Source organism: Streptomyces sp. NPDC055400 (assembly GCF_053644375.1).
In genome coordinates this window covers 506,677-531,024 of the sequence record NZ_JBSHLM010000001.1, presented here as the reverse complement: position 1 = coordinate 531,024, position 24,348 = coordinate 506,677, and the positions used below count along the sequence as shown (strand labels likewise).

Genomic DNA, 24,348 nt, shown 5'->3' with positions numbered 1-24,348 from the left:
AGTCAGTGCGGTATGCAGGATTCCCGATCGCGGTGATCGGGAGGACGATGGAGAGGGCACGACCTGAACCGACAGCAAGGAACATGGAACCCGTGAAACGCCTGACTTGGCCGTCCTGGATGCCGGTCGACCCCTACATCCTGGCGCTCATAGGGACGGTGGGCCTCGCGGCGCTCCTGCCCGCGCGCGGCGGCGCGGCCGATGTCGCGTCCGGCGCCTCGACCACCGCCGTCGCGTTCCTCTTCTTCCTCTACGGGGCGCGCCTGTCGACCCGCGAGGCGCTCGACGGGCTGAGGCACTGGCGGCTCCATGTGACCGTCCTCGCGGCCACGTTCGTCGTCTTCCCGCTCCTCGGCATCGCGGCCCGCGGCCTCGTCCCCGTGATCCTCACGCCGTCCCTCTACGGCGGACTGCTCTTCCTCACCCTCGTCCCCTCGACGATCCAGTCGTCGATCGCCTTCACCTCCATGGCGCGCGGCAACGTGCCCGCGGCGATCTGCGCGGGCTCCTTCTCCTCGCTCGCCGGCATCGTCGTCACGCCGCTGCTCGCGGCGGGGCTGCTCGGCAACAGCGGCGGCGGGTTCTCCGCGGACTCCCTCGTCAAGATCGTGCTCCAGCTGCTCGTGCCGTTCCTCGCCGGGCAGTTCCTGCGCCGCTGGGTCGGCTCGTTCATCGCCCGGCACAAGCAGGTCCTGGGCTACGTCGACCGCGGCTCGATCCTCCTCGTCGTCTACACGGCGTTCAGCGAGGGCATGGTGCAGGGCATCTGGCACCAGGTCAGCGCCGTGCGCCTGGGCGGGCTCCTCGCCGTCGAGGCGGTGCTGCTCGCCGTGATGCTGGCGGTCACCTGGTACGGCGGCAAGGCGCTCGGCTTCGGGCGCGCGGACAGCATCGCGATCCAGTTCGCCGGGTCGAAGAAGTCCCTGGCGGCCGGACTGCCCATGGCGAGCGTCCTGTTCGGGGCGCACGCGTCCCTCGCCGTGCTGCCGCTGATGCTGTTCCACCAGATGCAGCTCATGGTGTGCGCGGTGATCGCCAAGCGCCGGGCGCGCGACCCCCTGGAGCAGGTCAGCGCGGGCGAGCGAGCCGCAGCGCCACGAACCGAGGCCGGTACAGCGACACGTTCCGGCTGACCTGTGCCTGCGCGGTGGCGGGCGCCGCGTCCAGCCAGTTGACGTCGTAGCTGAGCAGCAGGCGCCCGTCACCGCCGCCGAGCGCGGGGTGCGCCTGCGGGTTGTACGCGGCCGTGTCCTGCCGGAACGCCCCGTCCGGCGGCAGCGGCGCCTCGAAGCCCTTCGCGGGACCGTGCCAGGGCCCGGTCGGCGCGCACGCCCAGTAAGAGGTGACGCGGGTCAGGCCCGCGGTCCCGGCGGCCATCGTGAACAGGACGTACGTACCGCCGTCGCGCACGACGGTGAACGCGCTGCCGACCCCGCGGCGTGCACCGTCGCCGAGGACCGCCCGCGGCCGGGCAGCGCGCGTCCAGCGCGAGCCGTCCCAGTAGCGCCACGCCCCCGGCTCGGCGAGCCGGCCGCGCGGCACGCGCGCGACATACGCGCGGCGCGTGGCCCCCTGCCCGTCGTCACCGCCGAACACGTACGTCCATGCGCCCCGGTCGACGGCCGTCGTGCCGAACAGGACGCGCCGCGCCGGGTCCGGCACGCCCCGCTGGTCGAGGACCGTCGCGACGCTCTCCACGCGCAGGCCGGGCAGGGTCAGCGTGGCGACCTCGGTGGCGGCGGGCACGCCGTAGATCCAGGGGCCCGTCCCCGTCGTACGGGTCCACAGCAGGACGCGGACGACCCGCTCGGCGGAGCCGGGGGAGCGGGGCTCGACGCGGGCCGCGACCGGCCAGCGCCACTGCTGCGGCGCCGGGTCGGGGAACAGGGGCGCGGGGAGCGTGCGCTCCAGGCTGCCCGAACGGCCCATCACCACGGCCGAGTTGCGCACGAACGGCGCCGACATGTCGCGCCAGGCATGGGGCTGGCCCGCCGGGTTGGGCGGCGCGTGCACCTGCCCGAGATAGGTGTCGGAGAACAGCCACAGGACCCGCCCGTCCGGCAGCCTCACCGAGTGTGTGCCGTCGCCGCCCGTCCAGTCGTCGCCCCGCGACCCGTCGTCGCCGTAGCGGGCGAACGCGCCCGTGAGGCCGGTGTCGGCGGACCACGAGGCGACGCCGCGCGCCGCGCACGGGCGACCGCCCTCCCGGTCGTCGTCCGGGAGGGCGGTCAGCAGGGCGGCGGCGCACACCAGGGCGAGCAGCAGGCCGAGACCCGCTCCCAGGCTTCTGCGGCGCACCGCCTCCGTGTCCGCGGGCACGCTGGGACGTTAGTGGCCCCCGCGCACCCGGTCCATGGGCAGCCACAGGACGGTGTCCGGGGTCACAGCGGTGACCGGAGTGTTGAGCTCGTCGTCGCTCAACGCCCGGTCCTGGACCCGGACTTCGTCGATCGTGCCGGTGAAGTGCGCCCGGCTGTCCATCCGTTCACCCACGTGCACGCCGAACGGCGAGTTACGGCTGACGGAGCCCGGCACGTCGGGCGTGCTGACCGACGTCCCGTCGACGGTGAGCGTCAGCTGTCCTCCGCCGCGCCGCAGTACGGCGCGGTGCCACTGGCCGTCGTTGTAGGCGCCCGTGGTGCGCACCGACGCGGACCGCGGGGCCGCGGCGCCGTCCCGCGTGGTGATCAGGCCAGTGATGCGGTTGCTCGCCGGCTCGGCGCGCAGCCACACCTGCGGCTGCGTGGTGCCGATGCCGCCCATCCACAGCAGCGGCTGCTCACCGGTCGCGGCGGAGTAGCGGAACCACAGCGACGCGGTGAAGTCCTTGGTACCGAGCGGCAGCCGGTCGCTGTACGGGAGCCGTACGGCGTCGTCCGTCCCGTCGAAGGAGAGCGCCCCGCCGAAGCGGCCTGCCGTCGCGGAGGCGCCGCCGAGCACGGCCGCGTCCCGCGCGTTGGCGGCCCGGTCCTCCGTCGTCGGGTCGGCGCCGCGGCGCGGCGTCAGCCACTCCTCCGTGAAGCGCGCGAAACGGATCTCGTCGCGCGCGTCGACCGCGCCGCCCTCATACATGAGGCCCACATGGTCGCCGGTCGCCTGCACGAGGTCCGAGTAGCCGGACCAGTCGGTCGTCACCACGGTCGAGCGGTCGAAGCTGTCCCAGGTGCGCCCGCCGTCGTACGAGGAACGGACGGTCATGGTCCGGCGCCGGTCGGGGTCGCCGGGGCAGGCAAGGAGCAGCCGGTTGCCGGTGCGCAGGACCGAACCCTGCACCTGGGGGGTGTAGAGGTCGGGGAGCGTCGTGAAGCGCCGCGTGAACGAGTCGCCGCCGTCCCGGCTCCATGTGTGCGTGCGGTGACCGAGGTCGGTGCCGTCCTGCTCGCGCCCCGACACGTACAGGGTGCCGCCGGGCAGTTCGGCGAGGGTCATCTCGGACGGCTTCTGCCGGAAGGTGCCGTCGTCCGCGATCGGCCACGAGTCCTTCGCGCCGACCCGCCAGTGCCTGCCGCCGTCGTCGCTGACCATGAGCGCGGCGTGGTTCGCGGTGACGCTCCCCCAGCCTCCGGCCGGGGGGACCCCCATCTCGCTTCGCTCGCCGTTCCAGGTCTCGGCGTTGACGGTGAAGACGAGCCGGCCGCGGTGGCGCCCCTGGGTGAGCTGGATGCCGTGCACGGGTCCGGTCGCGTACCAGGAGTTCCAGTCCTTCGGCAGGATCTCGTCGCTCAGGTCGCGCGGCGCCGACCAGGTGCGGCCGTCGTCGTCGCTGTACTGGAGGTGCGGGGTGCGGTCGCACGGGACAGCGCAGTTCTTCCCGTCCGTGCGGCCGGTGTTGTACGTCTCCGCGAGCACGATGCGGCCCGTCCTGAGGTCGACCACCGGGGCGGGGTTGCCGTGTGTGTCACCGGCGCCCTCGTTGACGACCTGGAGCGGGCTCCAGGTGCGGCCGCCGTCCTCGGACCGCTTGACGACGATGTCTATGTCGCCCGCGTCGGAACAGTCGTTCGTACGCCCCTCGGCGAAGGCGAGCAGCGTCCCCTGCTTCGTCTTCACCACGGCCGGAATGCGGTAGCAGGCATACCCGGGATCCTGGGAAGCCTTGAAGAGGACCTGCTGCTCGAACGGCGGTTGCGTCGAGGCCGCTCGGGCAGCGGTGGCCTGTGCCGCGTCAGCCGGTTCGGCGGCCTGCGCGGGCAGTGCGGCTCCGGCGGCGACTGCGAGCAGCGCGACGACGGATGTGCCCAGGGATCTCAGACGTACACGGAGACTTGACGGCATGGTGCTGCCACCCTTCAACGGCTCGTGTCAAGGCTGATGTCACGGCTCATGCGTCTGGACATCCAGACATCCCACGTCCAATGTCCTGGCCACAGACGCTACTTGGGACGCTCGGCACGCCACAAGCACCGTGCATCAGGGGATCAGGACGACCTTGCCCAGATCGGCGCGCGCCTCGACCGCCTCGTGGGCCCGCGCCGCGTCCTCCAGGGCGAACTCCGCGTGCCCGAAGACGAGGCCCGTGACGCGGTCGCCAGGGGCGTACGCCGTCACGCCGGGGCCCACGGCCGCCACCTCGCCGGCGATCTCGCCGCCGAGCGCGATGGCTTCGCGCTGCTCACGGACCTGCGGACGACGGGCAGCGTGAGCCGATCGCCTCGGTGCGGACGAGGAGTTCACCGGGTCCCGGCTCGGGGACGGGCGCGTCTTCCAGGACGATACCCAGATTCATTGGGAAGTCCAACGGTTATTGGCTAAACTGCCCGCATGTCCGAGAACCAGCCCGCCCTGGGCGCCATCCGCACCCTCCCCAGCTGGCGCCTCGGCCGCGCCGCGGAGCGCGGGCGGGGCCTCGTCGCCGACGCGCTCGCCCGCGAGGGCCTGAAGATGTGGCACCACGTGGTGCTGTGCGCGGTGACGGACCTGCAGCCCGTGGCCCAGGCCGACCTGGTGCGCAGCGTCTCGCTCGACCCCAAGGACATGGTCGGTGTCCTGAACGACCTCCAGGACGCGGGCCTCGTCGTCCGTACCCCCGACCCGAAGGACCGCCGCAAGAACGCGGTCACGGCCACCGACAAAGGCAGTGCGACGCTACGGCGGTGCGCCGCGGCCGCCCAGGACGCCAACGACGCGCTCCTGGCGCCGCTTTCGGCCAAGGAGCGCGTCGCGTTCATGGACATGCTGGAGCGGATATCCGGCGAGCACGGCTCATAAGGCGAGCACGGCTCATAAGAAGGAGAGGGAACGGGGCATCGGGAAGAAGGACCGGGGCGTCGGCGCGTGGGGCCCGGCCGGCGCAGGGGGCGCTCCCCGCCGGATCCGGGCCCCGTCGCCGTGACGCGGGGAAAACCGGTCAGCCCTGGGCGGCCGCGGCCCGCAGGGCGATGCGGTGTTCTCCCGCGTACACGTTCATGTTGGGCCCGCGCAGGAAGCCGACCAGGGTGAGGCCGCTCTCGGCGGCCAGGTCGACCGCGAGCGACGACGGCGCGGACACGGCCGCGAGGACCGGGATGCCCGCCATCACCGCCTTCTGCGCGAGCTCGAAGGAGGCGCGGCCCGAGACGAGCAGGATCGCGCGGGACAGCGGGAGCGTGCCGTTCTGGAGGGCGCGGCCGACGAGCTTGTCCACCGCGTTGTGCCGGCCCACGTCCTCGCGGATGTCGAGCAGTTCCCCGGCCTCCGAGAACAGCGCGGCGGCGTGCAGACCCCCGGTCCGGTCGAAGACCCGCTGGGCCTCGCGCAGCCGGTCGGGGAGGCTCGCCAGGAGCGAGGGCTCGATCCGGACCGGGGGAGTGTCGTCGATGGCGAACCGGGTCGTCGTACGGACCGCGTCCAGGCTCGCCTTACCGCACAGGCCGCACGACGACGTCGTGTACACATTGCGTTCGAGCGTGATGTCGGGCAGCACCACACCGGGAGCGGTGCGCACGTCCACGACGTTGTAGGTGTTGGTCCCGTCCTGGGTGGCCCCCGCGCAGTACACGATGCTCTGGAGTTCTTCCGTCGCGCCGAGGACGCCCTCGCTGACCAGGAATCCCGCCGCGAGCGCGAAGTCGTCGCCCGGGGTACGCATCGTGATGGCGAGGGGCTTGCCGCCCAGCCGGATCTCGAGCGGCTCCTCGGCGACGAGGGTGTCCGGCCTGCTGGAGACCTGCTCGTCCCGGATGCGGAGCACCTTGCGTCGTTCCGTGACTCGTCCCATGTGTCGATCAGTCCCGGTTCTGTACGTGCTGATAGCCGAAGCGGCCCTTGATGCAGAGGTTGCCGTGGGTCACCGGGTTGTCGTGCGGCGAGGTGACCTTGACGATCTCATTGTCCTGCACATGGAGAGTGAGGTTGCAGCCCACTCCGCAGTACGCGCACACGGTCGTCGTCTCCGTCTGCTCCGCCTCGTTCCAGGTGCCCGCCGCCCGCATGTCGAACTCCGACTTGAAGGACAGCGCGCCCGTCGGGCACACCTCGATGCAGTTGCCGCAGTACACGCACGCCGAGTCCGTCAGCGGCGCGTCGTGCTCCACGGCGATCCTGGCGTCGAAGCCGCGCCCGACGACCGAGATGGCGAACGTGTTCTGCCACTGGTCACCGCACGCGTCGACGCACTTGTAGCAGAGGATGCACTTGTCGTAGTCCCGGACGTACAGGTCGTTGTCGACGCGCGGCTCCTCGTCCACGCGTGCCGCGTCCGGGCCGAACCGGTCGGGCTTCGCCTCGTACTCCTTGATCCACTCGGCGGCGCGCGGTGTCGTCGACAGGTTCACGGACGAGGCGAGCAGTTCGAGGACGACCTTGCGGCTGTGCCGGGCCCGCTCCGTCTCGGTGCGGACCTCCATCCCCGCCTCGGCCTTGCGCGAGCACGCCGGGGCGAGGGTGCGGGCGCCCTCCACCTCGACGACGCACACCCGGCACGCGTTCTTCGGGGTGAGGGTGTCGCCCTCGCACAGCGTCGGGATGTCCTTGCCCGCGGCCCGGCAGGCGTCCAGGATCGTCGACCCCTCCGGCACCCGCGCCTCCTGCCCGTCCAGCGTGAACTCGACGAGGCGGCGCGGCACTCCCAGCGGTATGGCGGTCATTCGTACGCCCCCAGGCGGTCGATGGCGGATTCCACGGCGTTCCACGCGGTCTGCCCCAGACCGCAGATCGAGGCGTCCCGCATGGCCCGCCCCACCTCCCTGAGCAGCGCGATGTCACCCGCTGCCGCCGCACCCGTCCGCTCGGCGATCCGGTGCAGCGCCTCCTCCTGCCGCACCGTGCCCACCCGGCACGGCACGCACTGTCCGCACGACTCGTCGCGGAAGAACTCGGCGATCCGCAGCAGGATGCGCGGTAGCGGAACGGTGTCGTCGATGGCGAGCACGACGCCCGAGCCGAGCGTCGTACCGGCCGCGCGCGTCCCCTCGAAGGTGAGCGGGATGTCCATCTCGTCGGCGCGCACGAAGCCGCCCGCGGCGCCGCCGAGCAGCACGGCCCGCAGGTTGTCCGGCTTCCCCGCGAGGCCGAGCAGTTCGCCGAGCGTCGCGCCGAACGGCAGCTCGTAGATCCCCGGCCGCTCGACGCTCCCCGACACGCAGAACAGCTTCGGCCCGGTCGACTTCTCCGTGCCGATCGCCGCGTACGCCTCGGCGCCCATCGTCAGGACCGGCAGCACGTTCACGAGCGTCTCGACGTTGTTCTCGGCCGTCGGCTTCCCGAACAGACCCTTCTCCACGGGGAAGGGCGGCTTGGAGCGCGGCTCGCCGCGGTAGCCCTCGATGGAGTTGAAGAGCGCGGTCTCCTCGCCGCAGATGTACGCGCCCGCGCCCCGCCGGATCTCGATGTCGAAGGCGTAGCCCTGACCGAGCACGTCGTCCCCGAGGAGCCCGCGGGCGCGCGCCTGCTCGATCGCGTTGGTCAACAGCCCCAGCGCGCGCGGGTATTCACCGCGCAGATACAGGTGTCCCTTGTGGGCGCCGACCGCGTATCCGGCGATCGTCATGGCCTCGATGAGGGAGTACGGGTCCCCTTCCATCAGGACCCGGTCCTTGAAGGTGCCGGGCTCGGATTCGTCGGCGTTGCACACCAGGTAGTGCGGATGGTCGGGCTGTGAGGCGGTGGCCTTCCACTTCACGCCGGTGGGGAAGGCCGCCCCGCCGCGCCCGACGAGCCCCGCGTCGGTCACCTCACGGATCACCCCCGCGGGCCCGAGCGTGAACGCCCGGCGCAGGGCGGTGTATCCGCCGTGGGACCGGTAGTCGTCGAGCGAGGCGGGGTCCACGACACCGATGCGGCGCAGCAGGGTGAGCCCGGGCTGCCCGGCCTGCGGGACTGCGAGCGAGGCGGGCGGTTCGGGCTCGGCGGCCTCGGGGGCGGAGGCGGCGAGGACGGCGGCCTCGGGGGTGGCCGGGGCCACGACAGCGGTCGCGTGCGGCTTCCCGGCATCCGGTGCGCCGCCCTCGGCCGACGGCGAACCCGCCCGCACCACCAGCGCCGCCGGCGCCCGCTCGCACAACCCCAGACAAGGACTCCGTTCGACCGAGACCCCGCTCCCCAGCCCCAGCCGACCCTCCACCCCCGCGCAGAGCTCGGCGGAGCCGGCCGCCGCGCACGCCACGTCCGTGCACACGTGCAGTACGGTCGCCGGGCGCGGCTTCACGGAGAACATCGAGTAGAACGTCGCCACCCCGTACGCCTCCGCAGGCGGCACCGTCAGGCGCCGGCACAGATAGTCGAGGGCGCCGTCGCTGATCCAGCCGACCCGGTCGTTGACCGCGTGCAGCCCCGGCAACAGCAGGTCCCGCCGCTCCCGCGCCGCACGGCCCCCGCGCGCCCAGCGCAGATCCGTGTCCGAACGGACCGTCGAGTCACCGAGAGGGGCTTCCCACGCGGAGCCGGGCGGCCCGAGCAGCGCGTCGACCGCCTCGCGTTCCTCGCCGGTGGGCTTGCTGTCACCGAAGTGCAGATCCATGTCCTGCCTCAGCTCCTCACGGCCGCGACGGGCAGTTTCTCGATACGGATCGCCGACGCCTTGAACTCCGCCGTCCCCGCGATCGGGCAGTTCGCCTCGATCGTCAGCTGGTTGGTGTCCACCTCGTCGGGAAAGTGCATGGTCATGAACGCGAGCCCGGGCCGCAGCGCCGGGTCGACCCACACGGGCGCCACCACCACGCCGCGCCGCGACGACACCCGCACCTCCTCGCCCACCACGACGCCGTACCGCTCCGCGTCCTCCGGGCACAGCTCGACGTACTCGCCGCGCCGCAGCGGAGAGGCGAAACTCCCGCTCTGCACACCGGTGTTGTACGAGTCGAGACGCCGGCCCGTCGTCAGGCGGATCGGGAACGACTCGTCCGTCAGGTCCACCGGCGGGTCGTGCGCGACGAGCCCGAAGGGCGCCGCACGGCCGCGCAGCGCCGGATCCTGCTCCCACAGCCTCCCGTGCAGGAAGCTCGACGGCAGGACCTCCAGGTCCGGGCACGGCCACTGGAGGCCCTGGTGCTCCTCCAGGCGGTCGTACGTCATGCCGAAGTGGTCCGGCGACAGGTCGCGCAGCTCGTTCCAGACGGCTTCGGAGTCGGCGAACTTCCAGTCGTGGCCCAGGCGCGCGGCGACCTCGCAGATGATGTCGATGTCCTCGCGGGCCTCGCCGGGCGGGGTGAGCGCGGCGCGTACGCGCTGAACTCGCCTCTCGCTGTTGGTCGTTGTGCCCTCGGTCTCCGCCCAGGCGGCGGTCGCCGGCAGGATCACGTCGGCCATCTCCGCCGTCTTCGTCAGGAAGATGTCCTGGACCACCAGGTGGTCGAGGGCCGCGAGACGGCGTATCGCCTGCTCGCTGTCGGCCTCGGACTGGGCGGGGTTCTCGCCGATGCAGTACACGGCGTGCAGTTCGCCGTGCTCCATCGCCTCGAACATGTCGGTGAGCGTCATCCCGTACCGCGGCTGGATGGCCGCGCCCCACGCGCGCTCGAACTTGACGCGGTGCGCGCTGTCGAGGATGTCCTGGAAGCCGGGCAGGCGGTTGGGGATGGCGCCCATGTCGCCGCCGCCCTGGACGTTGTTCTGCCCGCGCAGGGGCTGGACGCCGGAGCCGTAGCGGCCGACGTGCCCGGTGAGCAGCGACAGATTGATCAACGCCCGTACGTTGTCCGTGCCGTTGTGGTGCTCCGTGATGCCGAGGGTCCAGCACAGCTGGGCGCGCTCGGCGGTGGCGTAGGCGTGCGCGAGGTCGCGGACGGCGTCGGCGGGGACGCCCGTGACCTTCTCGGCGAGAGAGAGGGTCCACGGCTCGATCAGCTCTGCGTACTCGTCGAAGCCGGTCGTGGCCCGCTCGATGAACGCCTTGTTGTGCAGGCCCGCGTGGATGATCTCGCGGCCCACGGCGTGTGCGAGCGGGATGTCCGTGCCGACGTTCAGACCGAGCCAGCTCTCCGCCCACTCGGCGGTCGAGGTGCGGCGCGGATCGACCGCGTACATCCGTGCCCCGTTCCTGATCCCCTTCAGGACGTGCTGGAAGAAGATCGGGTGCGCGAAGCGGGCGTTGGAGCCCCACATCACGATGAGGTCGGTGTGCTCGACCTCCTCGTACGAGGAGGTGCCGCCGCCCGAGCCGAACGCCGCGGACAGGCCCGCGACGCTCGGGGCGTGGCACGTGCGGTTGCACGAGTCGACATTGTTGGTGCCCATCACGACGCGCGTGAACTTCTGCGCCACGTAGTTCATCTCGTTCGTGGCGCGGGCGCAGGACAGCATCGCGAACGCGTCCGGGCCGTGCGCTTCCCTGGTGCGCCGGAACCCTTCCGCGGCCCTGGTGAGCGCCTCGTCCCAGGTGGCGCGGCGGAACGGCTCGTCCCGGGAGTCCCGGACGAGGGGGTGGGTGAGGCGGGTGTACGTCTTCGGGGTGCGGTCCCGCTTCTTCATGCCGCGCTCCTCATGCGGTCGGCGAGCAGATCCGAGATGGCGTGGACGGTGCGGAGTGTCGGGACCGGGACGCCGGTGATCTCCGCCAGTTCCACGACGGCCGCGAGCAGCACGTCGAGTTCGAGCGGTTTGCCGCGCTCCAGGTCCTGGAGTGTCGAGGTGCGGTGGTCGCCGACGCGCTCGGCTCCGGCAAGGCGCCGCTCGACGGAGATGTCCGGACGGCAGCCCAGCGCCCCGGCGACGGCGAGCGTCTCGGTCATCATGATCTCGATGACCCGGCGTGTGCCGCCGTGCAGGCACATCTGCCGCATGGTCGCGCGGGACAGCGCGCTGATCGGGTTGAACGAGATGTTGCCGAGCAGCTTGATCCAGATGTCGCCGCGCAGCTCGGGCTCGACCGGGCACTTGAGGCCGCCGGCCTGCATCGCCTGACTGAACGCGAGGCAGCGGTCCGACACCGAGCGGTCGGGCTCCCCGATGGAGAACCTGGTCCCTTCGAGGTGGCGTACGACGCCGGGGCCTTCGAGCTCCGTCGCCGCGTAGACGACACAGCCGATGGCCCGCTCGGGCGCGAGCACCGCACTGACCGCGCCGCCGGGGTCCACACTTTCGATGCGCTGCCCGTCGTGCGGGCCGCCGTGCCGGTGGAAGTACCACCAGGGGATGCCGTTCTGGGCCGCGATCACGGCCGTCGAGCTGTGCAGCAGCGGCTCGATGAGCGGCCCGCACGCCGCGTACGAGTTCGCCTTGAGGCCGAGGAAGACATAGTCGACCGGGCCGATCCCCGAGGGGTCGTCGGTCGCGTGGGCCCGGGCGGTGAAGTCACCGCGGGGGCTGAGCACTTGGACGCCGTGCTGCCTCATGGCCGCGAGGTGCGGTCCACGGGCGACGAGATGCACGTCGGCGCCGGCGCGATGCAGCGCGGCTCCGACGTAGGCGCCGATCGCACCGGCGCCGAGGACTGCGACTTTCACGATGGCGAGCTCCGTTCGGTCGAGGGCTCCTGCTCTCACGGGAGGAGAGTGCGGAGGACCGTCGGACTGTCGATGGATATTGTCTACAGTATGGAAGATGGGCCGACAAGGGGTGGCGCATCGCATACCGTGTACGGATTCCGGTGTGCGCTCTTCCCAACTCCCGTACGGCTCCCTAACGTTCGGGATCATGAGGCCCCCCGTCGCGCCAACCGGCTGGAGCCGCTGGCTCGTTCCGCCCGCCGCTCTGTCCGTCCATCTCTCCATCGGCCAGGCCTACGCCTGGAGCGTCTTCAAGCCCCCGCTCGAGTCCGCCATGCACCTCAGCGGCACCGAGAGCGCCCTCCCCTTCCAGCTCGGCATCGTGATGCTCGGCCTCTCCGCGGCCTTCGGCGGCACGCTCGTCGAGCGCAACGGCCCGCGCTGGGCGATGACCGTAGCCCTCGTCTGCTTCTCCTCCGGCTTCCTGCTCTCCGCCCTCGGCGCCGCCACAGGACAGTTCTGGCTGATCGTCTTCGGCTACGGCTTCGTCGGCGGTATCGGCCTCGGCATCGGCTACATCTCGCCCGTGTCGACCCTGATCAAGTGGTTCCCCGACCGGCCCGGCATGGCCACCGGCATCGCGATCATGGGCTTCGGCGGCGGCGCGCTGATCGCCTCCCCGTGGTCCGCGCAGATGCTGGAGTCCTTCGGCGCCGACTCCCAGGGCATCGCCCTCGCCTTCCTCGTGCACGGACTCGCGTACGCCGTGTTCATGTCGCTCGGGGTGCTGCTCGTGCGGGTGCCCCGTACCGAGGCGGCGCCCAGGCCAGGGGTGCCCGCACCGCTCGAAGGGGCGCAGGTCTCGGCCCGCAGCGCCGTGCGCACCCCCCAGTTCTGGTGCCTGTGGCTCGTGCTCTGCATGAACGTGACGGCGGGCATCGGCATCCTGGAGAAGGCCGCCCCGATGATCACGGACTTCTTCAAGGACAGCGGCACCCCCGTCAGCGTCTCCGCCGCGGCCGGTTTCGTCGCACTCCTGTCGGCGGCGAACATGGCGGGCCGCATCGGCTGGTCCTCCGCCTCCGACCTGGTCGGCCGCAAGAACGTCTACCGCCTCTACCTGGGCGTGGGCGCCGTCATGTACCTGCTGATCGCCCGCTTCGGCGACTCCTCCAAGCCCCTGTTCATCGGCTGCGCGCTGGTGATCCTCTCCTTCTACGGCGGCGGCTTCGCCACCGTCCCCGCGTACCTCAAGGACCTCTTCGGCACCTACCAGGTCGGCGCGATCCACGGCCGGCTGCTCACGGCCTGGTCCACCGCCGGAGTGCTCGGCCCGCTGATCGTCAACTGGGTCGCCGACAGCCAGGAAGAGGCCGGAAAGCACGGCCAGGACCTCTACGGCCTGTCTTTCACGATCATGATCGGCCTGCTCGTCGTGGGCTTCGTCGCGAACGAGCTGATCCGCCCCGTCCACGCCCGCCACCACATCCCCGCCCCGAGGGAGGCCACCGATGACGCAGCCGCAGAGCGCCGGCAGTCCGCCTAGCCGTCGCGCGCTCACCCTGTTCGCCTGGCTGTGGGTCGGGGTGCCGCTCGCGTACGGCCTGTACGAACTCGTACAGAAGGCGAGGCAGCTCTTCACGGGGTAGAACGGGCCGGACCCCGGGCGCCGCAGGGTGATGTGGGGCACCCTCCAACCAGGGCGCCCCAATCCTGTCGCTTTACGTGCCCTCGTACCGGTGAGTCGCTCACCAGACTGGTGGATCCGCATCCCGCACACCGAGGGGCCCACCCATGACCGGTTCGCGCATCGCCGCCATTGGCCACTACCAGCCCGCCAGGGTCCTCGCCAACGACGACCTGGCGGCCATGGTGGACACCGACGACGCGTGGATCCGCAGCCGCGTGGGCATCCGCACCCGTCACATCGCGGGCCCCGACGAGCCGGTCGACGACCTGGCCGCGCACGCCGCGGCGAAGGCGCTCGCGTCGGCGGGGCTGACGGCGGCCGACATCGACCTCGTCGTCGTCGCCACGTCCACCGCCGTCGACCGCTCGCCGAACATGGCCGCGCGCGTCGCCCACCGCCTCGGAGTGCCCTCGCCCGCCGCGCTCGACGTCAACGTGGTGTGCGCGGGCTTCACGCACGCGCTCGCCACCGCCGACCACGCCGTGCGGGCGGGCGCCGCGACGCGCGCCCTGGTGATCGGTGCCGACAAGATGTCCGCCGTCACCGACTGGACGGACCGCACGACCTGCGTCCTCGTCGGCGACGGCGCGGGCGCCGTCGTGGTCGAGGCCTGCCCGCCCGGCGACGAGCCGGGCATCGGGCCCGTCCTGTGGGGTTCCGTGCCCGAGATGGGCAACGCCGTGCGCATCGAGGGCGAGCCGGCGCGCTTCGCGCAGGAGGGCCAGAGCGTCTACCGCTGGGCGACGCAGCAGCTGCCGCCGCTGGCCCGCGCGGCGTGCGAGCGCGCCGGGTACACGCCGGCGGATCTGGCCGCCGTGGTCCTGCACCAGGCGAACCTGAGGATCATCGAGCCGCTCGCCGAGAAGATCGGCGCGGTGAACGCCGTCGTCGCGCGCGATGTCGTCGACTCGGGCAACACGTCCGCCGCGAGCGTCCCGCTCGCCTTCTCCAAGCTCGTCGAGCGCGGTGAGATCCGCAGCGGCCAGCCGGTGCTGCTCTTCGGATTCGGCGGGAACCTGTCCTACGCGGGCCAGGTCGTCCGCTGCCCCTGAGCAGGCGTGATTTCGCGGCGTTCACGGGTGTGACGAGACCGACTCCCGCCCCTACTGGCCATTGTGCTCGGTAGACTGTAGACGAAAGCCAATTCATACTGGCTTTTCCGTTGCCCAGGAGGGGGACCGCGATGTTGTCCACAGGACTGCCGCAGGGGGCGGTGCCCAAGCTCGAGCGCCCCGGACCGCTGCGCGAGCGGGTCTACGAGGCGCTGCTCGAACTGATCACGACGCGTGCACTTCAGCCGGGCCAGCATCTGGTCGAGAGCGAACTCGCCGGGCACCTCGGGGTGTCGAGGCAGCCCGTGCGCGAGGCGCTCCAGCGGCTGAACACGGAGGGCTGGGTCGATCTCCGTCCGGCGCAGGGCGCCTTCGTGCACGAACCGACCGAGGACGAGGCGGACCAGCTCCTCACGGTCCGTACGCTCCTGGAGGCCGAGGCGGCCCGCCTTGCCGCAGCGAACGCCGGCAAGGCCGGGATCACCGCACTCGAAGAGCTCTGCGCCAGAGGCGAGCAGGCCGTCGCCGACGGGGACGTCGAACTCGTCGTGGCGACGAACGCGGCCTTCCACGCCAAGGTCATGGAACTCGCCGGGAACGTCGTGCTCGGCGAGCTCGCCGGACAGGTGGACCGCCGCGTGCGCTGGTACTACCAGCCGGTCGCCCGCCAGCGCGGCAAGCAGTCCTGGATCGAGCACCGCGAGCTGATCGCGGCGATCGCGCGGCGGGACGAGGCGCGGGCGACGGCGGTCATGCGGGCCCACACCGAGCACACCCGCGAGACGTACCACCGGCGCGACCAGTCGTAGGGGCCGCGTCCCGTCCCTGAAGGGGGCGCGGGCTTTGCGCGGCCGGCCACAGCCGGACGTCAGCCGGCAGAACTCCCTGACAGGCCCCGCGCCTCCGCGGCCAGCATCGCCACCAGGATCACGACCAGCGCGATGAGTTCCGCCACGGCGGCCACCCGTATCCCGAGCAGCGCCGAGCCGAGCACCACCGGCACGGCCGCTGCCCGGAAGGCGAGCGGGGAGAGCCGCATGGCGGTCCGGAACACGACATCGCCGGCCAGGAACAGCGCGACACCTCCCGCGAGCGCGAGCGCGGGCCCGGTGTGCAGATGTTCACCGAGATGCCCCAGCGACTTCTTCACGCCCGCCGCGAGGAACGCGACCCCGAGCAGCATCGGCAGGAAGGCGTAGTAGTACGCGTTCATCGCGAGGCGGAAGCGGCGCGCGGGTTCCGTGGCCCGGAACGTCTCCTCGGCCGCCCCCTCGTCCCGTACGAAGTACGTCCACCACAGCGCGACCGCGACCGCCAGCGCCAGGAACGCGCCTCCGAACAGGCCAACCGTCAGCGGCTGGTCTCCTATGCCGATGCCGATCGCGATGACGGACTCGCCGAACGCGATGATCAGGAGCAGGCCGTGGCGCTCCACGAAGTGCCCCGGCTCCAGGCCGCCGAGCTGACCCCTGAGGTCGTCCGTGGTGCGCCCGCCGTGGCTGCGGGGACCGGCCTGCGCCAGGAACGGCGTCACGATCTGCAGGAGGATCGCGAGCACCCACCACGCGTCGGCGGCGAGCCCGTGGAAGAAGCCGGCCGTCGTCACGGCGAGCGCGGCCAGCGCGTTCGGCACCGCGTACCAGATCACGTCACGGCCGTGGCTGCGCGTGTACAGCGCGCTGTGCACCACGACGACGAGCAGGAACCCGAGGCCGAAGACCACGCCGCCGTCGGTGAAGGCGCGCGGGATGGCGAGCGCGCACACCAGGAACGCGCCCATCCCGACGATGAGCAGCAGCCGGCGTGAGGGACGGTCGGGCGGTACCTGGTTGGTGAGGTAGGCGTAGGCGCCGTACATCCAGAACAGCACGACGAAGACGAGGGCGACCCGGCCCGCCGTGGCGAACGACAGGTCGCGCGCGAGCAGCACGGTGATCTGCGTCAGGGTGAAGACGAAGACCAGGTCGAAGAAGAGCTCCAGCGTGCTGACCCGCAGTTCGGGGGCGGGTCGTCGCTCCTGCGTCCTCTCCTGCCGGCCGCGCGTGCTCTCCGTCATTCCAACCCCCTTGTGACGTCCATCAGTTGTGCGAGCGACAGGGTACGCGGACTGCCCTCCCGCCTCTTTGTCCTGTCACTGGAGAAAGTCATGGGTAATTGCTGCGCAACTTCTTCCCACTCCCGGCAAGCACTGCTACGTTCCCCTCGAAAGCCCGAAGACGGGACGACAGGCGGCCCGGTGAGGCGGGGAGGGACACGTGAGACGCATGACGGCTCGGCCCGCGAACGCGCACCAGGCGCGCCTGCTGCGTCTGCTGCGCGACGACGGACCCAACTCCCGGGCCCAGCTGGTCGATCAGATCGACCTCTCGCGGTCGAAGCTGGCCGTCGAGGTGGACCGGCTCCTGGAGACGGGCCTCGTCGTGGCCGACGGACTCGCCGCCTCGCGCGGCGGGCGCCGCTCCCACAACATCCGGCTCGCCCCCGAACTGCGTTTCCTCGGCGTCGACATCGGCGCGACCTCGGTCGACGTCGCCGTCACCAACGCCGAACTGGAAGTCCTCGGGCACATCAACCAGCCCCTGGACGTCCGCGAGGGTCCGGTCGCCGTCTTCGAGCACGTGCTCGCGATGGCGGCCAAGTTGAGGGCCTCCGGGCTGGCCGAGGGGTTCGACGGAGCCGGGATCGGCGTCCCCGGACCCGTCCGGTTCCCCGAGGGCGTGCCGGTCGCGCCGCCGATCATGCCGGGCTGGGACGGCTTCCCCGTCCGCGAGGCCCTCAGCCAGGAACTCGGCTGCCCGGTCATGGTCGACAACGACGTGAACCTGATGGCGATGGGGGAGCAGCACGCGGGCGTCGCCCGCTCCGCGCGCGACTTCCTCTGCGTCAAGATCGGCACGGGCATCGGCTGCGGCATCGTCGTCGGCGGAGAGGTCTACCGCGGTACGACGGGCAGCGCCGGCGACATCGGCCACATCCAGGTCGAGCCCGACGGACGCCAGTGCGCCTGCGGCAACAAGGGCTGCCTGGAGGCCTACTTCAGCGGCGCGGCACTCGCCCGCGACGCCGAGGAGGCCGCCCGCGAGGGCCGTTCCGACGAACTCGCCGCCCTACTGGAGGCGGCCGGGAAGCTCAGCGCCGCCGACGTGGCCGTCGCGGCCGCCGCCGGTGACGCCACCTCGCTCGATCTCATCCGCGAGGGCGGCAACCGCACCGGGCAGGTCATCGCCTCACTCGTCAGCTTCTTCAATCCGGGCCTCGTGGTGATCGGGGGTGGCGTGACCGGCCTCGGCCACACGCTTCTCGCAGCCCTGCGCACCCAGGTCTACCGCCAGTCCCTGCCCCTGGCGACCGGCAACCTCCCCATCGTCCTGGGCGAGCTCGGCCCCACCGCCGGAGTCATCGGCGCGGCCCGCCTGATCAGCGACCACCTGTTCTCACCGGCGTAACACCGCCCGGCGCAACACCGCACACGATCACCACACCAGTACGGCGCTCAGCTCCGCCCTGCCCTGGCACCGGCCCGCATCCGCCGAGGGGATCACTCATGGCACCGGAACCACCCCTGCTCACCATGTCCGGCATCACCAAGTCGTTCCCCGGCGTCCGCGCCCTCGACGGCGTGGACCTGGAGGTCCTGGCCGGTGAGGTGCACTGCCTCCTCGGCCAGAACGGCGCGGGGAAGTCCACCCTCATCAAGGTCCTCGCCGGCGCCCACCAGCCCGACGACGGCACCATCACCTGGCGCGGCGAGCGCACGGTGCTCAAGTCGCCCGTCGCCGCGATGCGCCTCGGCATCGCCACCATCTACCAGGAACTCGACCTGGTGGAGGGGCTGTCCGTCGCCGAGAACGTCTACCTCGGACACGAGCCGACCGCCGCCGGATTCGTGGTCCGCGGACGCGACGCCCGCACCACGACTGCCGCACTGCTCAAGCGACTCGGGCACGACGAGATCGGCCCCGGCACGCTCGTCGGCGACCTCTCGGCGGCCCAGCAGCAGATCGTCTCCATGGCCCGTGCGCTCTCCCACGACGTCCGCCTCATCGTCATGGACGAACCCTCGGCGGCCCTCGACCCGGACGAGGTCGACAACCTCTTCCGCATCGTCGACTCCCTCACCGCGGACGGCGTCGCCGTCGTCTACATCTCGCACCGCCTGGAGGAGATCCGCCGGATCGGCGACCGCGTCACCGTCCTCAAGGACGGCCGGGCGGTCGCGGGCGGACTCCCCGCCAAGGAGACGCCGACCCGCGACGTGGTGGCCCTCATGACGGGCCGGAACGTCGAGTACGTCTTCCCCGAGCGCCCCTCGGGACCGCCTCGCGCCGAACCCGTCCTGACCGTCAGGGGTCTTTCCCGGCAAGGGGAGTTCGCGCCACTCGACCTCGAGCTGCGGCCCGGCGAGATCGTCGGCCTCGCGGGCCTCGTCGGCTCGGGACGCTCCGAGATCCTGGAGACGATCTACGGCGCACGCAAGGCCAGTACCGGACAAGTCACCGTCGACGGACGGGTGTTGCGGCCCGGCAGCGTCCGCGCCGCCGTCCGCGCCGGTCTCGGCCTCGCCCCCGAGGAGCGCAAGGCACAGGCACTTCTCATGCTGGAGTCCGTCACCAACAACGTCTCCGTCTCCTCCATGTCCCGCTTCTCGTACGGGGGCTGGCTGGACAGGGGCAAGGAAGTCGACGCCGCGCGGGCCGCGACCCGCGAGCTGTCCCTGCGCCCCGACAACCCGTCCGCGCCGGTGCGCACCCTCTCCGGGGGCAACCAGCAGAAGGCCGTCCTGGCCCGCTGGCTCCTGCGCGGCTGCCGCGTCCTCCTCCTCGACGAGCCGACCCGCGGCGTGGACGTCGGCGCCCGCGCCGAGCTCTACGCCGTCATCCGCCGCCTCGCCGACGACGGCCTCGCCGTCCTCATGGTCTCCAGCGAGGTCCCCGAGGTCCTCGGCCTCGCGGACCGGGTCCTGGTGCTGCGAGAGGGAGCCGTGGTCCATGAGTCGCCGGCGGCGGACCTGGACGAACACAGGGTCCTGGACCTGGTCCTCGCCGGAGCACAGGAGCGCCCCTGAAAGGGGCGCGGGGAACTGCGGGACAAGCCCCCACCGGCCTGCACCCGGAAAGCCGCCGCACGCACCAGCCACCCGCCCGATCAGGGGGCGCGGGGAACTGCGCGCTCAGCCACAAACAATCCGCACCCGAAGGGAGCCCGGCACCATGACCCAGCCCGCATCACCCGCCCGGCCCGCCACCCCGAAGACCGCGCCCGCCGGCCCCCGCCCGAGAGGGTTCCGCCCGGACGTGCGGACCCTGTCCCTGGTGGGGGTGCTCGCGGTCCTCGTCCTGATCGGCGGCATCACCCAGCCCGACTCGTTCCTCGACACGAACAACGTGCAGCTGATCCTCACGCAGGCGTCCGTCATCGGTGTCGTCACCGTCGGCATGACCTTCGTGATCATCTCCGGCGGCATCGACCTGTCGGTCGGCGCGATCGTCGCCCTCGCGAGCGTGTGGGCCACCACCGTCGCCACCCAGGACTACGGCTTCGCCGGAATCCTGTTCACCGCCGTCGTCGTGGGCGTGGGCTGCGGCCTGGTCAACGGGCTGCTCATCGCGTACGGCGGCATGGTCCCCTTCATCGCCACCCTCGCGATGCTCGCCTCGGGCCGGGGCCTCGCCCTCCAGATCACCGACGGCAAGACCCAGACCGTGTCCGTGGACAGCGTCCTCAAGCTCGGTGAGCGCGACGCCTACATCCTCGGCATCCCGCCGCTCGTCCTCGTCTTCGCGGCCGTCACGGTCGTCGGCTGGCTGGTCCTGAACCGCACGACGTTCGGGCGCCGCTCCGTAGCCGTCGGCGGCAACGCCGAGGCCGCGCGGCTCGCCGGCATCGACGTACGCCGCCAGCGCCTCTACCTCTACCTCCTGTCGGGCCTGTGCTGCGGCATCGCGGCCTTCCTCCTGATCGTCCTGGCCGGTTCGGGACAGAACACGAACGGCAACCTCTACGAACTCGACGCCATCGCCGCCGCGATCATCGGCGGCACCCTCCTGACCGGCGGCCGGGGCACCATCACCGGCTCCGTGCTCGGCGTACTGATCTTCACCACGATCACCAACATCTTCGCGCTCAACAATCTGCAGACCGACGTCCAGCAGATCGCCAAGGGGGCGATCATCGTCGCCGCGGTCCTGGTCCAGCGACGCACCTCCACCACCACTTCTTGACTCGGGAAGGGCCCACCGACATGCCAGAGACCACGAGCCGCAGAGGACTGCTCTTCGGGGCGGCAGCCGCCGTCACCACGGGCGGACTGCTCACCGCCTGCACGAGCAACGAGCCCAAGGACGCGAAGCCCGCGGCCAACGACAAGCCCGCCGCGGACGACAAGCCGGGCAAGCACGTCACCATCGGGTTCGCGGGACCGCAGGCCGACCACGGCTGGCTGAACGCGATCAACGACAACGCCACGGAGCGCGCCAAGAAGTACTCCGACGTCACCCTGGAGGCGACCGAGGGCTCGAACGACACCGCCGCGCAGATCGGGCAGGTCGAGACGCTCATCAACAAGAAGGTCGACGTCCTGGTGATCCTGCCGGCCGACGGCAAGGCCCTCACCCAGGTCGGCCTGAAGGCGATGCGCGCCGGGATCCCCGTCGTCAACCTCGACCGGATCTTCAACACCCCGCAGGCCTACCGCTGCTGGATCGGCGGCGACAACTACGGCATGGGCCTGAGCGCCGGCAACTACATCGGCGAGCAGCTCAAGGACAAGAAGAACGCCAAGGTCGTCGAGCTCGCCGGCCTCGACAACCTGGAACTCACCAAGCAGCGCAGCCAGGGCTTCGACGACGCCCTCAAGAACTACCCGAACATCAAGAAGGTCGCCCGCCAGGCCGCCGAGTTCACCGTCGAGTCGGGCCAGTCGAAGATGTCGCAGCTCCTCCAGGCGCAGAAGAACTTCGACGCCCTGTGGAACCACGACGACGACCAGGGTGTCGGCGCCCTGCGCGCGATCAAGCAGGCCGGACGCGACGACTTCCTCATGGTCGGCGGCGCCGGAGCGCTCTCCGCCATGCAGGCCATCGAGGCAGGCAACAGCGTCCTCAAGGCGACCGTCCTCTACCCGCCGACCATGGCCGCCTCCGCGATCGACCTCGCGCGCGCCCTCGGCCAGGGCAAGGGCATCAGCGGCATGGCCGAGTTCGAGGTCCCGGCCCACGTCACGCTCTTCTCGGCGGTCGTCGACAAGGACAACGTCGCCCAGTACATGCCGACCGGCTTCAAGTGATGGACGCCCCCACAGCGCAACTCGCGGGACCGGCGTCGACGAGGAGGACTACTGCATGGGCACGACTCAGGAGCCCGGGGCAAGGCCGCGCCCCCTGGGTGTCGGCATGGTCGGCTACGCCTTCATGGGCGCCGCCCACTCCCAGGGCTGGCGCACCGTGGGCCGGGTCTTCGACCTGCCGCTGCGGCCGGTCCTCGCGGCCGTCTGCGGCCGGGACGGACAGGCCGTCCGCGCCGCGGCCGACCGGCTCGGCTGGGCCGCGGCCGAGACGGACTGGCGGGCGCTGATCGCCCGCGAGGACGTCGACGTCGTCGACATCTGCACCCCGGGCGACAGCCATGCGGAGATCGCCGTCGCCGCCCTGGAGGCGGGCAAGCACGTCCTGTGCGAGAAGCCGCTCGCCAACACGGTCGACGAGGCCGAGGCGATGGTCGAGGCGGCCGAACGGGCCCGTGCGCGCGGCCAGTTGGCGATGGCCGGATTCAACTACCGGCGCGTCCCCGCCACCGCGCTCGCCCGTCGCATGGTCGAGGAGGGCCGCATCGGCGCCCTGCGCCACGTCCGCGTCTCCTACCTCCAGGACTGGCTCGTCGACCCCGACTTCCCGCTCACGTGGCGGCTGAAGAAGGAGTACGCGGGCTCGGGCGCCCTGGGCGACCTGGGCGCGCACGCCGTCGACCTCGCGCAGTACCTGGCGGGGGAGCCCCTCGTCGGCGTCTCCGCGCTCACCGAGACGTTCGTACGGGAACGGCCGGTCCTCAAGGACACCGTAGGGGCGTCGGCCGGGCTCGCGGCGGGCGACGCCGGGACCGGGCGCGGCCCGGTGACGGTCGACGACGCGGCGCTCTTCACGGCCCGCTTCGCCTCCGGGGCGCTCGGCTCCTTCGAGGCGACCCGGTTCGCCACCGGCCGCAAGAACGCCCTGCGCATCGAACTCAACGGCGAGAAGGGCTCGTTGGCCTTCGACCTGGAGCGCCTCAACGAGCTCTCGTTCCACGACCACACCGAACCCGGGGACAGCGCGGGCTTCCGCCGCATCCTCGTCACCGAGCCCGGCCACCCCTACCTGGAGGCCTGGTGGCCGCCGGGCCACGGCCTCGGCTACGAGCACACCTTCGTGCACCAGGCCCGCGATCTGGTCCACGCCGTCGCGTCCGGCCGACAGCCCGAACCGTCCTTCGCCGAGGGCCTGCGCGTGCAGCGCGTGCTCGCCGCCGTGGAGGAGAGCGCGCTCAAGAACTCCGTCTACACCCCCATCCCGGTCTGAGGAGGCACGGCTCATGCCACGCCAGTTCACCCTGTTCACCGGACAGTGGGCCGACCTGCCGCTCGAAGAGGTGTGCAGGCTGGCCCGCGACTTCGGCTACGACGGCCTCGAACTCGCCTGTTGGGGCGATCACTTCGAGGTCGACAAGGCCCTCGCGGACCCCGGCTACCTCGACTCGCGCCGCGCCCTGCTCGACAAGTACGGCCTCAAATGCTGGGCGATCTCCAACCACCTGGTGGGGCAGGCGGTGTGCGACGCGATCATCGACGAGCGCCACCGGGCGATCCTGCCGGCCCGCATCTGGGGCGACGGCGAGGCCGAGGGCGTGCGGCGGCGGGCCGCGGCCGAGATGGAGGACACCGCGCGGGCCGCGGCGGCCTTCGGCGTCGACACCGTCATCGGCTTCACCGGCTCGTCCATCTGGCACCTGGTCGCCATGTTCCCGCCCGCGCCCGAGTCGATGATCGAGCGCGGCTACCAGGACTTCGCCGACCGCTGGAACCCCATTCTCGACGTCTTCGACGAGAACGGCGTCCTGTTCGCGCACGAGGTCCACCCGTCGGAGATCGCGTACGACTACTGGACCACACAGCGCGCCCTCGACGCGGTCGACCACCGGGCCGCCTTCGGCCTGAACTTCGACCCCAGCCATTTCGTGTGGCAGGACCTCGACCCGGTCGGCTTCCTGTGGGACTTCCGTGACCGGATCTACCACGTCGACTGCAAGGAGGCCAGGCGCCGCCTGGACGGCCGCAACGGCCGCCTCGGCTCGCACCTGCCCTGGGGCGACCCGCGCCGCGGCTGGGACTTCGTGTCCGCGGGCCACGGCGACGTGCCCTGGGAGGACGTCTTCCGGATGCTGCGTTCCATCGACTACGAGGGGCCCGTCTCGGTCGAGTGGGAGGACGCCGGCATGGACCGGCTCCAGGGCGCCCCGGAGGCGCTGAGGCACCTCAAGTCATTCGACTTCGAACCGCCGTCGGCGTCCTTCGACGCGGCGTTCAGTAACTAGCGTCCCCCGAAGGGGCGCGGGTGACTGCGCGACCAGCTCCCACGGTCGCGCAGTTACCGAACCCTGCCCAGACACCCCTTTGTCCCGGTGCAGGAGAAAGTCCCAACAACCTTACGCACAAGGGCTATCCGAGCCTGACAAACGCGGCTAGCTTCGTTGCCGCATACACATGGCAACCGCTTTCCCGGGGTGACGGCGCACC

Annotated in this window: 20 protein-coding genes and 1 pseudogene; 12 read left to right on the top strand and 9 right to left on the bottom strand. The window is 71.5% G+C overall.

The window, feature by feature from the left end:
* Positions 1-119: 119 nt before the first annotated feature.
* Positions 120-1,133, top strand: coding sequence for a bile acid:sodium symporter family protein (locus ACWIGU_RS02240; RefSeq protein ID WP_454397241.1), 1,014 nt, complete (start codon positions 120-122; stop codon positions 1,131-1,133).
* Here the strand turns inward: ACWIGU_RS02240 and ACWIGU_RS02235 are convergent.
* From ACWIGU_RS02235 to ACWIGU_RS02225, 3 genes and pseudogenes are all read right to left on the bottom strand, one after another.
* Positions 1,069-2,319 (bottom strand): hypothetical protein, encoded by a 1,251-nt coding sequence (locus ACWIGU_RS02235; protein WP_454396501.1) that lies wholly within the window; start codon positions 2,317-2,319, stop codon positions 1,069-1,071. The genes ACWIGU_RS02240 and ACWIGU_RS02235 overlap by 65 nt on opposite strands.
* A 9-nt stretch (positions 2,320-2,328) precedes the next feature.
* The gene (locus ACWIGU_RS02230; RefSeq protein WP_454396499.1) at positions 2,329-4,275 is read right to left on the bottom strand and encodes an exo-alpha-sialidase; all 1,947 of its coding nucleotides are present in this window, start codon (positions 4,273-4,275) and stop codon (positions 2,329-2,331) included.
* A 189-nt stretch (positions 4,276-4,464) separates the two neighbouring features.
* Positions 4,465-4,726 (bottom strand): annotated as a pseudogene (locus tag ACWIGU_RS02225) (alcohol dehydrogenase catalytic domain-containing protein); the annotation flags it as partial.
* Between the two features lie 35 nt (positions 4,727-4,761).
* Here ACWIGU_RS02225 and ACWIGU_RS02220 point away from each other — a divergent pair.
* Entirely contained in the window at positions 4,762-5,208 is a 447-nt protein-coding gene (locus ACWIGU_RS02220) for a MarR family winged helix-turn-helix transcriptional regulator (RefSeq protein WP_454396497.1), read from the top strand.
* A 139-nt stretch (positions 5,209-5,347) separates the two neighbouring features.
* Here the strand turns inward: ACWIGU_RS02220 and fdhD are convergent, their stop codons facing one another.
* Genes fdhD through ACWIGU_RS02195 form a run of 5 tightly spaced genes read right to left on the bottom strand, consistent with a single transcriptional unit; the run spans position 5,348 to position 11,858 of the window.
* Positions 5,348-6,196, bottom strand: coding sequence for a formate dehydrogenase accessory sulfurtransferase FdhD (gene fdhD, locus ACWIGU_RS02215; RefSeq protein ID WP_454396495.1), 849 nt, complete (start codon positions 6,194-6,196; stop codon positions 5,348-5,350).
* 7 nt (positions 6,197-6,203) lie between these two features.
* Positions 6,204-7,064, bottom strand: a complete 861-nt coding sequence (locus ACWIGU_RS02210) for a 2Fe-2S iron-sulfur cluster-binding protein (protein WP_454396493.1) — start codon at positions 7,062-7,064, stop codon at positions 6,204-6,206.
* A complete protein-coding gene (locus ACWIGU_RS02205) occupies positions 7,061-8,935 on the bottom strand; it encodes an NAD(P)H-dependent oxidoreductase subunit E (protein WP_454396491.1) in 1,875 nt (624 codons plus the stop codon). Before ACWIGU_RS02205 ends, ACWIGU_RS02210 begins: the two co-directional genes overlap by 4 nt.
* Positions 8,936-8,943: 8 nt before the next feature.
* Positions 8,944-10,884, bottom strand: coding sequence for a molybdopterin oxidoreductase family protein (locus tag ACWIGU_RS02200; RefSeq protein WP_454396489.1), 1,941 nt, complete (start codon positions 10,882-10,884; stop codon positions 8,944-8,946).
* A complete protein-coding gene (locus ACWIGU_RS02195) occupies positions 10,881-11,858 on the bottom strand; it encodes a 2-dehydropantoate 2-reductase (protein ID WP_454396488.1) in 978 nt (325 codons plus the stop codon). The genes ACWIGU_RS02200 and ACWIGU_RS02195 overlap by 4 nt, the downstream gene beginning before the upstream one ends.
* Positions 11,859-12,048: 190 nt before the next feature.
* Here ACWIGU_RS02195 and ACWIGU_RS02190 point away from each other — a divergent pair, with 190 nt between their 5' ends.
* From ACWIGU_RS02190 to ACWIGU_RS02175, 4 genes are all read left to right on the top strand, one after another.
* Entirely contained in the window at positions 12,049-13,386 is a 1,338-nt protein-coding gene (locus tag ACWIGU_RS02190) for an OFA family MFS transporter (protein ID WP_454396486.1), read from the top strand.
* Complete coding sequence (locus ACWIGU_RS02185) at positions 13,352-13,489, top strand: MFS transporter small subunit (RefSeq protein ID WP_199841638.1); 138 nt, start codon at positions 13,352-13,354, stop codon at positions 13,487-13,489. Before ACWIGU_RS02190 ends, ACWIGU_RS02185 begins: the two co-directional genes overlap by 35 nt.
* 145 nt (positions 13,490-13,634) lie before the next feature.
* A complete protein-coding gene (locus tag ACWIGU_RS02180) occupies positions 13,635-14,582 on the top strand; it encodes a beta-ketoacyl-ACP synthase III (protein WP_454396484.1) in 948 nt (315 codons plus the stop codon).
* 131 nt (positions 14,583-14,713) lie between these two features.
* Positions 14,714-15,391, top strand: a complete 678-nt coding sequence (locus tag ACWIGU_RS02175; RefSeq protein ID WP_454396483.1) for a GntR family transcriptional regulator — start codon at positions 14,714-14,716, stop codon at positions 15,389-15,391.
* 59 nt (positions 15,392-15,450) lie between these two features.
* On the opposite strand, the gene ACWIGU_RS02170 is transcribed toward ACWIGU_RS02175, so the two are convergent.
* Positions 15,451-16,638 (bottom strand): low temperature requirement protein A, encoded by a 1,188-nt coding sequence (locus ACWIGU_RS02170; RefSeq protein ID WP_454396481.1) that lies wholly within the window; start codon positions 16,636-16,638, stop codon positions 15,451-15,453.
* Positions 16,639-16,846: 208 nt separating this feature from the next.
* Between ACWIGU_RS02170 and ACWIGU_RS02165 the strand changes: the two genes are divergently transcribed.
* The 6 genes from ACWIGU_RS02165 to ACWIGU_RS02140 all read left to right on the top strand — a co-directional run bounded on the left by ACWIGU_RS02165 (position 16,847) and on the right by ACWIGU_RS02140 (position 24,146).
* Positions 16,847-18,028 carry an ROK family protein gene (locus ACWIGU_RS02165; protein ID WP_454396479.1) on the top strand — a complete coding sequence of 394 codons (1,182 nt, stop codon included), beginning with the start codon at positions 16,847-16,849 and terminating at the stop codon, positions 18,026-18,028.
* Positions 18,029-18,126: 98 nt separating this feature from the next.
* Complete coding sequence (locus ACWIGU_RS02160; RefSeq protein ID WP_454396477.1) at positions 18,127-19,647, top strand: sugar ABC transporter ATP-binding protein; 1,521 nt, start codon at positions 18,127-18,129, stop codon at positions 19,645-19,647.
* 145 nt (positions 19,648-19,792) lie between these two features.
* Positions 19,793-20,803: an ABC transporter permease gene (locus tag ACWIGU_RS02155; protein WP_454396475.1), complete on the top strand. Its 1,011-nt coding sequence runs from the start codon at positions 19,793-19,795 to the stop codon at positions 20,801-20,803.
* Between the two features lie 20 nt (positions 20,804-20,823).
* On the top strand, positions 20,824-21,867 hold the full coding sequence (locus ACWIGU_RS02150; RefSeq protein ID WP_454396473.1) for a substrate-binding domain-containing protein: 1,044 nt from the start codon (positions 20,824-20,826) through the stop codon (positions 21,865-21,867).
* A 55-nt stretch (positions 21,868-21,922) separates the two neighbouring features.
* Positions 21,923-23,134, top strand: a complete 1,212-nt coding sequence (locus tag ACWIGU_RS02145; protein WP_454396471.1) for a Gfo/Idh/MocA family protein — start codon at positions 21,923-21,925, stop codon at positions 23,132-23,134.
* A gap of 13 nt (positions 23,135-23,147) precedes the next feature.
* Entirely contained in the window at positions 23,148-24,146 is a 999-nt protein-coding gene (locus ACWIGU_RS02140; RefSeq protein ID WP_454396469.1) for a sugar phosphate isomerase/epimerase family protein, read from the top strand.
* The last annotated feature ends 202 nt before the right edge of the window (positions 24,147-24,348 follow it).

Coding starts and splice junctions, on each gene's coding strand:
- ACWIGU_RS02185 (WP_199841638.1), top strand. CDS start 13,352: ATGACGCAGCCGCAGAGCGCCGGCAGTCCGCCTAGCCGTCGCGCGCTC.
- ACWIGU_RS02210 (WP_454396493.1), bottom strand. CDS start 7,064: ATGACCGCCATACCGCTGGGAGTGCCGCGCCGCCTCGTCGAGTTCACG.
- ACWIGU_RS02155 (WP_454396475.1), top strand. CDS start 19,793: ATGACCCAGCCCGCATCACCCGCCCGGCCCGCCACCCCGAAGACCGCG.
- ACWIGU_RS02190 (WP_454396486.1), top strand. CDS start 12,049: ATGAGGCCCCCCGTCGCGCCAACCGGCTGGAGCCGCTGGCTCGTTCCG.
- ACWIGU_RS02205 (WP_454396491.1), bottom strand. CDS start 8,935: ATGGATCTGCACTTCGGTGACAGCAAGCCCACCGGCGAGGAACGCGAG.
- ACWIGU_RS02145 (WP_454396471.1), top strand. CDS start 21,923: ATGGGCACGACTCAGGAGCCCGGGGCAAGGCCGCGCCCCCTGGGTGTC.
- ACWIGU_RS02150 (WP_454396473.1), top strand. CDS start 20,824: ATGCCAGAGACCACGAGCCGCAGAGGACTGCTCTTCGGGGCGGCAGCC.
- ACWIGU_RS02200 (WP_454396489.1), bottom strand. CDS start 10,884: ATGAAGAAGCGGGACCGCACCCCGAAGACGTACACCCGCCTCACCCAC.
- ACWIGU_RS02165 (WP_454396479.1), top strand. CDS start 16,847: ATGACGGCTCGGCCCGCGAACGCGCACCAGGCGCGCCTGCTGCGTCTG.
- ACWIGU_RS02230 (WP_454396499.1), bottom strand. CDS start 4,275: ATGCCGTCAAGTCTCCGTGTACGTCTGAGATCCCTGGGCACATCCGTC.
- ACWIGU_RS02220 (WP_454396497.1), top strand. CDS start 4,762: ATGTCCGAGAACCAGCCCGCCCTGGGCGCCATCCGCACCCTCCCCAGC.
- ACWIGU_RS02240 (WP_454397241.1), top strand. CDS start 120: ATGCCGGTCGACCCCTACATCCTGGCGCTCATAGGGACGGTGGGCCTC.
- ACWIGU_RS02140 (WP_454396469.1), top strand. CDS start 23,148: ATGCCACGCCAGTTCACCCTGTTCACCGGACAGTGGGCCGACCTGCCG.
- ACWIGU_RS02160 (WP_454396477.1), top strand. CDS start 18,127: ATGGCACCGGAACCACCCCTGCTCACCATGTCCGGCATCACCAAGTCG.
- ACWIGU_RS02175 (WP_454396483.1), top strand. CDS start 14,714: ATGTTGTCCACAGGACTGCCGCAGGGGGCGGTGCCCAAGCTCGAGCGC.
- ACWIGU_RS02180 (WP_454396484.1), top strand. CDS start 13,635: ATGACCGGTTCGCGCATCGCCGCCATTGGCCACTACCAGCCCGCCAGG.
- ACWIGU_RS02170 (WP_454396481.1), bottom strand. CDS start 16,638: ATGACGGAGAGCACGCGCGGCCGGCAGGAGAGGACGCAGGAGCGACGA.
- fdhD (WP_454396495.1), bottom strand. CDS start 6,196: ATGGGACGAGTCACGGAACGACGCAAGGTGCTCCGCATCCGGGACGAG.